Source organism: Microvirga flocculans ATCC BAA-817, from assembly GCF_000518665.1.
GTDB lineage: Bacteria > Pseudomonadota > Alphaproteobacteria > Rhizobiales > Beijerinckiaceae > Microvirga > Microvirga flocculans.
In genome coordinates, this window is sequence record NZ_JAEA01000007.1 from 1 (window position 1) to 12,775 (window position 12,775).

Sequence of the window (12,775 nt, forward strand, 5' to 3'; positions counted from 1 at the left end):
CTTCTCGATCTCGACCCAGATGAAGTCGGACAACGGTGCGCTCAGCGCCGTGAAGGACTCGATCAAGCAGTCCAAGGCCATGATCGACACCTTCAGCTCCGCCCTCTCCAAGATCCAGACCTACCTCGACAAGATCAAGCAGTCGGCGGTGAGCGGTCAGCAGCCCGGCGCTCAGTATATCGAAATCAGCTCCGAGCTCGCCGCCCATGCCAAGGGCATCGTGAACAGCGCCGATTCGGCCAAGTTCAACGGCGAGAACTGGCTCGTGCAGGACTCCACGGCTACTCCCGCCAAGAACCTCGTCTTCTCCTTCGCCTCGAATGCCGGCGCTGCCGACACGGTGGGCAAGCTCGCGGTCGACATGACCAAGACCGACATCTTCCTCTCGGCCGGCGGTACGGGTGGCAAGCTGGGCGCCCTGATCACCGCCCTCAACACGGGCATCACCGACGCGGCTACCTCGACCGCCTTGCTCAACCTCGCCGATAGTGCCATCGACGTGGTGAAGACGGCGGCTGCGACGCTGGGCGCGACGAAGGCCCTGCTGGAGACCCAGGAAGAGTTCATCGGCGTGCTCTCCGACTCGCTGACGGCGGGCGTGAGCGCCTTCGTCGATGCGGACATGAACGAGGCCTCGACCCGCTTCCAGGCGCTGCAGACCCAGCAGCAGCTCGGCGTGCAGGCCCTCTCCATGGCCAACCAGAACAGCCAGATGATCCTGAAGCTCTTCCAGTAAGAGGTTCGGCCAGATCCTGAAGGAAGCCTCGCCTCCTACAAGGCGGGGCTTTCTTGGTTGGAACAGGGTGCTGCGATGGTTCGTCGTGTTTCGCTCATCGTCAGATTCGCCGCGATGGCGGGGGTCGCTCTTGCCGGCTGCGCCGTTTCCATGACGGGCACCCATGCGGCGGCCGCCTGGTTCGGGGCCTGGGATTATGTGCTGAGGCAGGATGCGGAAGGCGCGCCTCAGGCCGCGCTGGCCCGCCTGCGGGGAGAGGCCGGGTCCACGCTGTGGCTGAGCTGCTCGCGGCAGGCCATGGAGGATGAAAAGCCCTCCCAGGCCGTGGTGACGGCGGCCGTGGTACAGAAGCAGTTTCTCGGGCGGAGCGATCCGCGCGGGAGAAGCACCATCTATTGGTTCGACGGCGGAAGTCCCGAGGTCGGGCACTGGATCTATCGCGACCGTTCCGGGCAGATTCCGGACCCGCAGGAGGTGAAAGCCTTCATCGACCGCTTGGCCCAGGCGCAGAGCCTCGTCGTGGAACTGTCGAACTATCGTTATGAAACGAAAGCCTTCACGTTCCGCTTCGACAAGGACGATACCCGCAATCTGGCCGACAGGTTCAGGAAGGATTGTCGGGCTATTCTCGGGCAGGATCTCAGCGGCGCCCAGTCCTGAGCCGTCCTCCATCGCACTCGAGCATGGGAAGTTCTTACATGATCAGCACGTCCGTACGCTACCAGGTGATCACGAACAATCTCGCGCGAAGCAAGGCGCTGATCGAGAAGGATCCCACGGTCAAGCGCGAGACCGAGTACTATCTCGCGAACATCAAGACCATCAAGACGATCGACGAGTTCATCAAGAACGACCGGATCTTCAAATATGCCATGAAGGCCTATGGTCTCGAAGACATGATCTTCGGCAAGGGTCTCATGAAGAAACTGCTGCAGGAGGGCGTTGCAAACCCTCTGAGCATGGCGAACAAGATGACCAATCCTCTCTACAAGGAATTCGCCAGGGCCTTCGACTTCGCCGGCAAAGGCGCCGCAGCGACGGCGGAAGCGAGCGCTTCGACCGGAGCCGTCGAACGGTATGTCCAGATGACGCTGGAGAAGAAGGAAGGCGAGCAGAACCAGGGCGTTCAGCTTGCCATGTACTTCAAGCGAAAGGCCTCATCCGTCACCTCGACGATGGGCCTTCTGGCCGACAAGGCTCTTCTCAAATTCGTGCAGACCACCTTCAACATTCCGGAGGCGGCCTCGCGAGCCGATATCGATTTCCAGGTTCGCAATCTGGAAAAGCATATCGACGTGAAGGATCTTCAGGATCCGAAGAAGGTCGACAAGCTTATCCAGCGCTTCAACGCCATGTGGGATGTCAACAACGCCGGCACGACGACCGTCGCGCCCGTGCTGTCCCTGTTCGGGCAGTCTTCCGATCAAGGGATCAGCGTCGATCTGATGATGAGCATCGCCAAGCTGAGACTCGGTGGGAAGTAAGAGAAGCAAAGCGACCCGCTCCGGGCAACGGAGCGGCGCACGCGCACGGCGTCAGGGGCGCACATCCACGATGATCCGCTCCGAGACCGGCGTCGCATCCGACGGAGCCCTGACCACGAAGACGCGGCAGGTGGTGGTGAGCGGGCGGATCGGGGTGCGGTGCTTGTCGGATCCGGTGAGGTAGTTCACCGTGTAGTAGGGAACGCCGCCCACATAGGTGGTCTCTCTGCTTTCGAAGAGATAGCCGACCTGAAACCGGTCGATGCGATAAACCGAGCGGGGCGGGCCGAAGGCCGCAATGCGGGCAGAGATGGGCTTGCCGATATAGTCCGAGCAGGATGCCGTGACGGTTTCGACAACGGTCGGAGCACATCCGCCGGTGAGGGCGGCGAGCGCGAGTATCGTCAAAAGTGATCTCAAGCAATCCTCCTGGGGCGATGCGGAGCGCATCGTTCGAACATGCTGACTTCCGAGTGGATCATCATACCGCATCGGCGCGTGAAAAATCAAAGCAAGCTTCTACCTTGCAGGCCTTTTCAGCCGCGTTCGATCAGTCTCGCGCAAGCTTGCAGGGGTAGAACGACAGGCAGGTGAGATGCGTGCATGCGCATCGTGAGGAGGGATCGATGTCTGTCGTGCTTGTGCCGGTGATTGCCGCTTCGCTCGTGGGCCTCATCGGGACGCCTGCCATCCGCCTGATGATTTCCTCGAAGCGTACGAAGACCTGGGCGAGAACCCAGAACGGCGTGCAGAGCCGCTACTGATCGCATCCCTGTTCATGGATCGACGGCGTAGGATTTCTGCATCGCGCAAGCGATGGCGCGAAGCGTGGTAAACCATCCGTTTCGGCCGTGTTGCCGGAAGTCTACACCTGCGCGCGTTTTGGCTTTGCCCTCGCGTGCGGACTTGCGCGGAACCCGCACAACTGACAGCCTTTCTCTTCAGGACGGGCGGCACGGATGCGCGGCATGGGCGGGTTTCAATCTCAGCTTTCGAGGGAACGGCATCCCCAAATGGGAAAAGCCTTCGCCGGGATGGGCCTCTTTCTCGCGTGCCTCTCCGTCGTCGCATTGTCTCTTCCGGCGCGCGCTTTCTCGGGAACGGAGATGCCGGTCGCAAATGCAACGATCGAACCGGTCGGTCCTGCGGGACCGACGCCGGCATGGATCGCTTTCTGCCGGGCGTTGCCGCAGGAATGCGCGACGGATGCATCCGAGCCCGCGATGATCGTGCTCGATGCAGAGAGCTGGAACGCTATCGTCGCCGTCAACGCGCATGTAAACGCTTCGATCCTGTCCGTGACCGATCAGGATCATTGGGGCGTCGCCGATCGTTGGGACTATCCCGATGACGGGATGGGAGATTGCGAGGATATCCAGCTGCTCAAGCGCCGTCTGCTGACCCAGGCGGGCCTGCCCCGTCGCGCCTTGCGGATGACCGTCGTGATCGACGAGCTGGGAGCGGGCCATGCCGTTCTCATGGTGCGAACGGATCGCGGCGATTACATCCTCGACAACAAGCGCAACGACGTTCTGCCCTGGCACGAGACCGGCTATCGTTATGTGAAGCGCGAGGGGGCCGAAAGCGAGGAATGGGTCTGGCTCGGCAATCAGGCTGCGCCTCTCATGACGGCGACCAAATAGCGGCCATCCCGGCTTCGATCATGACTCAGGGTTCGAAAGGCGATGCGCTAGAGCGAAGCCCTGGCCGTCTTGATCTGCGTGATCATCGTCTCGGAGGTGAGGACCACCCAGCCATTTTCCGAGCGCTCGATGGAGATGACCTGTCCAATGCTCGGGAGAGTCATGCCCGGCGTGACCCACCACAATCCTTCCGGGCCTTCGATGAGCGCGGATTCGGTCGTGGCGCGGTGAATGACATAGCGCTGGAACAGGGAGCCGCGATCGGCGTTGCCTGCGGCCGCTGTCCCCTCGCGTCCTCGTGGAAGATCCGTATCCTCCGCCGCTTTTGCCAGTGAGCCCGTTGTCGTCGGCTGCAGGTCGGCCTGGCGCGCCTGGCTTACGGCGGGACCTCGGCTGAGAAGCATTCCGCCGCCGCCGATGCTCTGCGTGGCGCCTTCGCTCAGATACACGGCATAGACCGGAAGACCGATGGCGGAGAGCGTGAGCGCGAGGCCGAGGAACATCACGATGCGGTCGCCCGTCGCCTCGCGGGCCCGGATGTGTTCCTCCAGGCGCTGCACCTTCCGCTGCCGGCTATCGAGGAACGCATCGTCGCGCCTGGCGCTCGCTGCGCGGGCCACCTGCTCCAAAACCTTGTCGAACCGAATGCCCATGGAAACCGCCACGTAGAGAATCGCGCGCAATCATTCCTAGGGGCACATGCTTAACATTCCGTCACTTCGACCGGCGGACCGCTGTGGGCGGGAGGAGCCCGAGCAAGCTCCGCACAAGGATCGCCGGTATAGGGTGAAATGCCATTCAAGCGACCGCAGCGGGACGCGCTCGCAAGGGGGGATGATGAAGATCGGAACGAAAATATTCGCACTAGTTGCCGCGTTGAGCATCGTCGCCGTGATCACGGCGGGCGTCGGCATCGTGACATTGCAGACATACCATCAGGCCGTCGACGACGTGCAGCAGGCGGCCACGCGAGCGCTTTACGGGGAGCGCCTCAACCGGCTCGTGACGAACGTCGTGATGGAGGCCCGTGGCATCTATGCCTCGAAGAACACGGAGGAGGCGCGCAAGTTCGGCAATGGGCTCACCGCGAGCCTGAAGGAGATCGACGAGCTTCTGAAGGCCTGGGATCCGATCGTGCCGCCTTCCAACCGCGCGCTGTTCGATGCCGTGGTCAAGGATGCCGCGCAGTTCAAGGTCTTCCGGTCCGAAACCGTTCGCCTCGGCTCCGAGGTTTCGCCCGAGGCCGCCAATGCGCAGGGCAACAACGAGGCCAACCGCGCCAACAGGAAAGCCTTTCAGACCAGCATTGACGCTCTCACCCAGCGGGGCAGCGAGGAAATCGTCGCGGTGCAGGCCCGTGTCGTCGCATTGTATGGCGAGCGCCTGACGCTGCTCATCGCGATAGCCCTGGGCGGCACCATCCTCGCGCTGCTCATCGGCTGGCTCGTGGGGAACCGGCAGATCGCGCGTCCGCTGAAGGCAGTAACGGAGGCGATCCAGAAACTCGCCGCGGGCGACTACAACCTTCCCAAGGCCAAGGTCGGCAAGGACGAGATCGGCGATATCTGGAAGGCGACGCAGGTTTTCGCCGTCGCCATGCAGGAGGCCGAAGAGCTCCGGCATAACCAGGCGGAGGTCGAGCGCAAGGCCGGCGAACGCCGCCGCGCCGAGATGATGGCGCTCGCCCAGAGCTTCGAAGGCAGCGTAGGCGGCCTCGTGCAGCATCTCTCCAGCGCCGCCCAGCAGATGGAGGCGACGGCCCGCTCGATGGCCGTGACGGCGCAGCAGACCAACGTGCAATCGAACTCGGTGGCTGCTGCGGCCGAGGAAACCTCCCACAACGTCCAGGCCGTCGCTGCTGCAGCCGAGGAGCTCGCCGCATCCTCCAACGAGATCGGCGCCCAGGTCTCCCAGACCTCGGCGGCCGCCGCCCGGGCCGTCGAGAATGCGCGCCGAACAAACGGGCTCGTGGAGAACCTGGCCGACGGCGCGCAGAAGATCGGCGAGGTCATCGCGCTCATCAACTCCATCGCCAGCCAGACCAACCTCCTCGCGCTCAACGCCACCATCGAGGCGGCACGCGCGGGCGAGGCCGGAAAGGGCTTTGCCGTGGTGGCGGCCGAGGTGAAGGAACTCGCGAACCAGACGTCACGGGCGACGGAGGACATCAGCTCCCACATCGACCAGATCCAGCAATCGACGAAGAGCGCCGTCGAGGCCATCCGCGAGATCGGCCTCACCATCGAGGAGGTGCACCAGATCGCCACGAGCGTTGCCGCGGCGGTCGAGGAGCAGCAGGCGGCGACCCAGGAGATCGCGCGCAATGTCAGCGAGGCTGCCCGCGGCACGCAGGATGTGAGCGAAAGCATCGTGCAGGTTCAGGGCGCTGCGACCCATGCGGGTTCGGCCGCGTCCCAGGTCCTCGCGGCGGCCGGGGAACTCGCGGCCAATTCGACGACCCTGAGCCGCGAGGTCGAGAACTTCCTGCAGGAAGTGCGCGCAGCATGACGTGACGGGGGCGGACACTCCGCCTCCGCGCAGGCTTAAGCGTTTGAGAAGGCGCAGCGCTCCGGTGCTGCGCCTTTCACATGAACGGCAAAGGCTCGTGCCGAGCGAAGCCGGAACCTTGCCGTGGGCAGCGGCTCCGGTATATAGCTGTCGTTCGAGGCCCGGTTTGCCGGGCCGTTTTTTTCGACAGGATGCACCAGCATGGATTTCAACCCGACCGCAACGCCGCTTCGCCTTGCCACGGGGACAATCCATCATCATGCCTGTTTCGATCTCCTTCTCCCGTCTTTCATGGGCCACGCCTGACGGCCGCTTCCTTCTCAGGGATCTCACTCTCAGTATCGGCCCGGAGCGGACGGGTCTCGTCGGCCGGAACGGCATCGGTAAAACGACGCTCCTCAAGCTGATCGCCGGAGAGCTGAGCCCCCATTCGGGCAGCATCGCCGTGACCGGCAGCGTCGGCATCCTGCATCAAACCGTTCAGGCCGATCCTGCCGAAACCATCGCGTCCCTGTTCGGCGTGACCGATGCGCTCCGCCTTCTGCGCCGTGCCGAGAACGGCCAAGCCTCGGCAGAGGAGCTGGCGAATGCGAACTGGACGCTGGAGGCGCGCATGGCCTCCGTCCTCGACGATGCCGGTCTCGAAGCCGGGCCGGATACGCCTCTTGCAACATTGTCGGGCGGGCAGAGCACGCGGGCGCGTCTAGCCGCTCTCGTCTTCGCGCGTCCCGACTTCCTGCTCCTCGACGAGCCGACCAACAATCTCGACCGGGAGGGGCGCGAGGCGGTGATCGCGCTTCTCGCCGGCTGGCGCGGCGGCGCCCTTGTCGTCAGCCACGACCGCGAACTGCTCGAGACCATGGATGCCATCGTCGAGCTCACCTCGCTCGGCGCCACCCGCTATGGCGGCAACTGGAGCCGGTACCGCGAGCGCAAGGCCCTGGAGCTGGCGGCGGCCCGGCACGATCTGGCGGATGCGGAAAGGCGCGTGGCCGAGATCGACCGGAAGACGCAGGAGCTCGTGGAGCGCAAGGCGCGCAAGGATCGGGCCGGTCGCAGGAGAAGAGCCAAGGGCGACATGCCGCGCATCCTCATGGGCATGAAGAAGGATCGAAGCGAGGACACCGGCGGGGACAATGCACGACTCGCCGAGCGTCGGCGCGCGCAAGCCCTCGAAGCGGCGGCCTCGGCCCGTCAACGCATCGAAATCCTGCAGCCGTTCTCCGTCGCTCTTGCGCCGACGCATCTGCCTGCGGGCAAGCTCGTTCTCGCTGTCGATGGGGTGAGCGCCGGATATGAGCCCGAGCAGCCGATCCTGCGCGATTTCTCCCTGTCGATCGGCGGACCGGAACGCGTCGCCATCGTGGGGCCTAATGGGTCGGGCAAGTCGACGCTGCTCGCGCTCGTCACGGGAGAACTTCGTCCCTGGCGCGGAAGCGTGCGCGTCATGACCCGTTTCGCATTCTTCGATCAGCGCGTGAGCCTGCTCGATCCCTCGCTCTCGATTCGCGACAACTTCCGACGCCTCAATCCGGGAGCGGACGAGAACGCCTGCCGCGCGGCGCTCGCCCGATTCATGTTCAGGGCCGATGCGGCGCTGCAGCCCGTTGCGAGCTTAAGCGGCGGGCAATTGCTGCGCGCGGGCCTGGCCTGCGTGCTGGGAGGCGTCGCGCTTCCCTCATTGCTCATCCTCGACGAGCCCACGAACCATCTCGATATCGATTCCATCGAAGCCGTCGAGGCCGGTTTGCGGGCCTATGACGGCGCGCTGCTGATCGTCAGCCACGACGAGGCCTTTCTGGACGCAATCGGCATCTCGCGCAGGGTGGATTTCGGCGAGGCACGACCCTGACCCTTCCGGCTCACTGGGAGCTGATTTCTTCGATGCGCTATGCGCTCACGGCTTTCCGCAATCCGGTGCCGGTCATCGCGGTCTGTTCGCCGAGCTGCTGCCAAAGCCGTTCCACTTCGGCCTGGACGCGACGGACCGCCTCTTCCTTCACGGGGCCGTAGCCGCGCATGTCCAGCGGGGCTTTCGCAATCGCCAGCAGGGTGGGAAGGCGCTCCGAAGTGAGATGGCCGAGAATGCGTTCGGTCTCGCGCTCGTACCAGCCGATCAAGGCACGCTCCATGCGCCGTTCGGCCGTGTAGCCGAAAATGTCGAGGGGCGTTCCGCGCAGGATTTTCAGCTTGGCCAGAACCTTCATCGGGGTCTGGATCCAGGGGCCGAAGGCACGCTTCTTCGGGCGGCCCCTGGCGTCGCGCTTCGATGGCAGGAGCGGCGGCGCAAGGTGATAGTTGACCGTGAAGTCGCCCTCGAATTCGCGCCGCAGCTCGTTGAGGAAGCCGCTCTCCATATGCAGGCGCGCCACTTCGTATTCGTCCTTGTAGGCCATGAGCTTGAAGAGCGCGCGCGCCACCGCCTCGGTCAGGGCCTCGGAGCCGAGCGATTTTTCCGCCTCGCGTACCCGCGCCACCGTTCTCTCGAAGCGTGCGGCATAAGACGCATCCTGATAGGCGGCGAGGAAAGCGGTGCGCCGCGCGATGGCCTGATCGAGCGTCTCGGGCGCTTCCGGCTCGTCCTTCGCGGCCCGGTGAACGAAGCCGGGATCGGTGCTCAGAAGCCGCCCCCAGGCGAAGGCCTGCCTGTTGCGTTCCACCGCCACGCCGTTGAGATCGATGGCGCGCGACAGCGCCTCGAACGAGACCGGCACAAGGCCCTGCTGCCAGGCGAAGCCCAGCATCATCACATTGGCGAAGACCGTGTCTCCGAGCAACGTCTCGGCGAGCGCATTGGCGTTGGCCGTCGCCATGTTGCCCGCGCCGATCACCCGCTCGATGGCGCGAAGCCGCGCCCGGCTCGCGAGATCCGCATCGCGGAAGCGCACCACGTCGCCGGTCGGCATCTCCGCCGTATTCATCACCGCCCGCGTGCCGTGCCGGTAGGTGCCAGAGGCTTTGGGCGACGAGCTGACCACGAGATCGCAGCCGATCAGCGCATCGGCCGCGCCCTGGTCGATGCGCACCTGATGCAGCGCCTCCGGCTGCCTCGCGATGCGGAGATAGCTCAGCACGGGGCCGAATTTCTGCGCAAAGCCGGTGAAGTCCAGAACCGAGACGCCGCGCCCCTCGAGATGCGCCGCCATGCTGACGAGCGCGCCGATGGTGACGACGCCGGTTCCGCCGACGCCGGTGACGAGCAGGTCGAAGGGTTTCGCAAGGTCGGGGAGGGTGGGGGATGGCAGCGTCGCGGCGCGCGCGACGGCATCGAATTCCGAGGCTGTCTTTGCCCGGCGCTTGCCGCCCTCCACGGTGACGAAGCTGGGGCAGAACCCCTCCAGGCAGGAGAAGTCCTTGTTGCAGGTGGAGAGGTTGATCTTGCGCTTGCGGCCGAAGGGCGTCTCCTTCGGCTCGACGCTCAGGCAGTTCGACGCCACGGAGCAATCGCCGCAGCCTTCGCAGACGAGGTCGTTGATATAGGCGAAGCGATTCGGGTCCTCCATCTGTCCGCGCTTGCGGCGGCGGCGCTTTTCGGTGGCGCAGGTCTGTTCATAGATCAGCACCGTGACGCCGGGAATCTCGCGCAGTTCCTTCTGAACCGCGTCCAGTTCCTCGCGCGGGTGGATCGTCACGCCCTTCGGCAGGTCGGCGGGCGCGAATTTTTCGGGCCGGTCCGATACCAGCGCGATGCGCGACACGCCCTCCGCGCGCACGCTGTGGGCGATGGCGTGGACGCTCACAGGTCCGTCGACGGGCTGCCCGCCCGTCATGGCGACCGCGTCGTTGAAGAGGATTTTGTAGGTGATGTTGGCGCCCGCCGCGATGGCTTGGCGGATCGCCATGGAGCCCGAATGATAATAGGTGCCCTCGCCGAGATTCTGGAAGACATGGCCGCGGCCGGTGAACTTCGACGACGCGGCCCAGTTGACGCCCTCGCCGCCCATCTGGATCAGCGACGAGGTCTCGCGATCCATCCAGCTCGCCATGAAGTGGCAGCCGATGCCAGCCAGCGCCTTGGAGCCTTCCGGAACCTTCGTCGAGGTGTTGTGCGGGCAGCCGGAGCAGAAATAGGGCGTGCGCGTGGCGCCGGGCACGGCGATCACGCGGTCGGAATCCGGCGCAAGCCCGGCGGCGCGCTGGACGAGGTTCAGATCGGGAAAGAACGGGTCGAGGCGCTTGGCGAGAACGCCTGCGAGAAAGCGCGGCGAGAGCTCGCCCGTCCACGGGATCAGCCGCTCGCCGGTCTCGTCGTGCTTGCCGACCATGCGCTCGGGCTTCGAGCCCGGGTAATCGTAGAAATATTCCTTGAACTGGCTTTCGATGATGCCGCGCTTTTCCTCGATCACCAGAATCTCGCGCTTGCCCTTCACGAATTCCAGCGCGTCGTGCAGGGCGAGCGGCCACACCATGCCGACTTTATAGATGTCGATGCCGTGCGCGCGGCAGGCGGCCTCGTCGAGGCCGATGAGGCGTAGCGCCTCCATCAGGTCGAGATGCGCCTTGCCGGCGGTGACGATGCCGTAGGATGCGTGCGGGATGTCGTAGATGCGCCGGTCGATGGGGTTGGCCTTGGCGAAGGCATAGACCGCGTGCTTCTTCGCCTCCATGCGCTCTTCAATCTGGGGCCCCGGCAGGTCCGGCCAGCGGTAATGCAATCCGCCGGGCGGCGGCGTGAAATCGGGCTCGATGAACTGGCGCGGCGGGTGCAGCTCCACCGAAGCGCCGGATTCCACGATCTCCGATACGGCCTTGAAGCCGACCCACATGCCGGAGAAACGGCTCAGCGCATAGCCGTATTCACCGAAGGCGAGATACTCGGCGACGCTCGCCGGATGCAGCGTCGGCATGAACCAGCTCATGAACGCGACGTCGGATTGATGCGGCATCGAGGAGGATACGCAGCCATGGTCGTCGCCTGCGACCACCAGCACACCGCCGTGCGGGGAGGAGCCATAGGCGTTGCCGTGCTTGAGCGCATCGCCCGAGCGGTCGACGCCCGGTCCCTTGCCGTACCAGAGACCGAAGACGCCCTGGACCTTCCGGTTCGGATCCGTCTCCACCTGCTGCGAGCCGAGAACGGCGGTCGCGGCGAGGTCTTCGTTGACGGCGGGCAGGAACTCGATGCGGTGCGCCTTCAACTGCTCCTTCACGCGCCAGAGCTCGAGATCGACGCCGCCCAGGGGCGATCCGCGATAGCCGGAGACGAAGCCCGCCGTGTCGAGGCCCGCCGCCCTGTCGCGCCTGGCCTGGTCGAGCACGATCCGGACGATGGCCTGCGTGCCGGTGAGAAACACACGGCCCGTCTCGCGGGCGTAGCGGTCGGCAAGCTCATAGGAGTCGAGTGACGGAGCGTGTTTCATCGGCCTTGTCCTGAAGCGCAATCGTGAGCCCTCAGAGTAATCCCGAACGGCTGGTAGGTGCTTCCTATTCGTTCCTTCCAGAAAGCGGTTTGCGGTAGATATTCCGCGCATCAAGGCTATAACTGATAAAAAATACCAGGGAGGGCGGCATGCTTGAAAATCAGGATGAGCATATTCTGACGCAGCTGCAGAAGGAGGGGCGCAGGACGAACCAGCAGCTGGCGGAGGATGTGGGCATGTCCACTTCGGCCTGCTGGCGGCGCGTGCGCGCGCTCGAAGAGGCGGGCGTGATCACGGGCTACGCGGCCCTGGTGGATCGGGAAAAAGCGGGCTTTTCCACCTCCGCCATTCTTCACGTCTCGCTCGAACGGCACGATGCGAAATTCGTGGACGAGTTCGTCTCCCGCGTCACGGCGCGCGCGGAGGTGCTCGAATGCTTCGCAACTACGGGCGACGCCGATTATCACCTGCGCGTCGTCGTGCGCGACATGAAGGCCTACAACCGCTTCCTCGACGAGTTCATGTTCCGGTTGCCCGGGATTCGCTACGTGCGCACCAACGTGATCCTCAAGGAGATCAAGACCAGCGTGGCGCTTCCGTTCTGAGCGAAGCGGAGCGCGCTACTTGCTCTCGGGCAGTATGGCATAGGCGAGCTGCGCGATGGCGACGGGGCGGTCGTCGCCGTCCGCCGTGAGCGTCACGCTGCCGAAGGCCATGGTGCGCCCGAGGCGGATCACCTTGGCGTCCGCCAGCACATCGGCCTTCGCGGCCGGGCGCAGGAAATGCATCGTCTGATCGACCGTGGTCATGGGCCGGTATCCGCCTGCGGCGGAGGAGACGGCAAACACCATGGCGGTGTCGGCAAGGCTCATGAGAGCCTGTCCGCAGATCACGCCGTTGTCGCGGCAGAGCCGTTCCGAGAATCCCATGCGCAGCACGGCACCCTCGGCGCCAAGGCTCTCGATGGAAAGGTCGAGATCCTGCACCCAGGGCGCAAAGACATCCGCGAGCATCCGCTCGGCATCGGCGCGATCGAACATGGAC

12 protein-coding genes are annotated in these 12,775 nt (G+C 64.6%); 8 read left to right on the top strand and 4 right to left on the bottom strand.

The features are described 5' to 3' along the window. From L879_RS0108385 to L879_RS0108395, 3 genes are all read left to right on the top strand, one after another. The coding region (locus L879_RS0108385) for a flagellin (protein WP_027315706.1) at positions 1 to 736 on the top strand (736 nt) is incomplete at its 5' end. Positions 737 to 811: 75 nt separating this feature from the next. Then, complete coding sequence (locus L879_RS0108390) at positions 812 to 1,396, top strand: hypothetical protein (protein WP_027315707.1); 585 nt, start codon at positions 812 to 814, stop codon at positions 1,394 to 1,396. A gap of 38 nt (positions 1,397 to 1,434) precedes the next feature. Further along, on the top strand, positions 1,435 to 2,220 hold the full coding sequence (locus L879_RS0108395) for a DUF1217 domain-containing protein (protein WP_027315708.1): 786 nt from the start codon (positions 1,435 to 1,437) through the stop codon (positions 2,218 to 2,220). Between the two features lie 51 nt (positions 2,221 to 2,271). On the opposite strand, the gene L879_RS0108400 is transcribed toward L879_RS0108395, so the two are convergent. Then, positions 2,272 to 2,640, bottom strand: a complete 369-nt coding sequence (locus tag L879_RS0108400; protein WP_154664146.1) for a hypothetical protein — start codon at positions 2,638 to 2,640, stop codon at positions 2,272 to 2,274. A 206-nt stretch (positions 2,641 to 2,846) separates the two neighbouring features. Here L879_RS0108400 and L879_RS23600 point away from each other — a divergent pair, with 206 nt between their 5' ends. Both L879_RS23600 and L879_RS0108410 read left to right on the top strand, forming a co-directional pair. Continuing rightward, positions 2,847 to 2,984: a hypothetical protein gene (locus L879_RS23600; protein WP_154664147.1), complete on the top strand. Its 138-nt coding sequence runs from the start codon at positions 2,847 to 2,849 to the stop codon at positions 2,982 to 2,984. A 249-nt stretch (positions 2,985 to 3,233) separates the two neighbouring features. Next, positions 3,234 to 3,863: a transglutaminase-like cysteine peptidase gene (locus tag L879_RS0108410; RefSeq protein WP_027315710.1), complete on the top strand. Its 630-nt coding sequence runs from the start codon at positions 3,234 to 3,236 to the stop codon at positions 3,861 to 3,863. Between the two features lie 47 nt (positions 3,864 to 3,910). Here L879_RS0108410 and L879_RS0108415 read toward each other — a convergent pair whose 3' ends face one another. Continuing rightward, positions 3,911 to 4,546 (bottom strand): hypothetical protein, encoded by a 636-nt coding sequence (locus tag L879_RS0108415; protein ID WP_027315711.1) that lies wholly within the window; start codon positions 4,544 to 4,546, stop codon positions 3,911 to 3,913. 151 nt (positions 4,547 to 4,697) lie between these two features. Between L879_RS0108415 and L879_RS0108420 the strand changes: the two genes are divergently transcribed. Next, positions 4,698 to 6,371 carry a methyl-accepting chemotaxis protein gene (locus tag L879_RS0108420; RefSeq protein WP_368086313.1) on the top strand — a complete coding sequence of 558 codons (1,674 nt, stop codon included), beginning with the start codon at positions 4,698 to 4,700 and terminating at the stop codon, positions 6,369 to 6,371. Between the two features lie 259 nt (positions 6,372 to 6,630). Next, positions 6,631 to 8,223, top strand: a complete 1,593-nt coding sequence (locus L879_RS0108425) for an ABC-F family ATP-binding cassette domain-containing protein (protein ID WP_027315713.1) — start codon at positions 6,631 to 6,633, stop codon at positions 8,221 to 8,223. 37 nt (positions 8,224 to 8,260) lie between these two features. Here L879_RS0108425 and L879_RS20990 read toward each other — a convergent pair whose 3' ends face one another. Next, positions 8,261 to 11,731 carry an indolepyruvate ferredoxin oxidoreductase family protein gene (locus L879_RS20990; protein WP_051435167.1) on the bottom strand — a complete coding sequence of 1,157 codons (3,471 nt, stop codon included), beginning with the start codon at positions 11,729 to 11,731 and terminating at the stop codon, positions 8,261 to 8,263. Between the two features lie 149 nt (positions 11,732 to 11,880). Here L879_RS20990 and L879_RS0108435 point away from each other — a divergent pair, with 149 nt between their 5' ends. Beyond that, the gene (locus tag L879_RS0108435; RefSeq protein ID WP_027315714.1) at positions 11,881 to 12,336 is read left to right on the top strand and encodes an Lrp/AsnC family transcriptional regulator; all 456 of its coding nucleotides are present in this window, start codon (positions 11,881 to 11,883) and stop codon (positions 12,334 to 12,336) included. A 15-nt stretch (positions 12,337 to 12,351) separates the two neighbouring features. Here the strand turns inward: L879_RS0108435 and L879_RS0108440 are convergent, their stop codons facing one another. Further along, positions 12,352 to 12,771 (bottom strand): PaaI family thioesterase, encoded by a 420-nt coding sequence (locus tag L879_RS0108440; RefSeq protein ID WP_035459107.1) that lies wholly within the window; start codon positions 12,769 to 12,771, stop codon positions 12,352 to 12,354. Positions 12,772 to 12,775 lie beyond the last annotated feature (4 nt).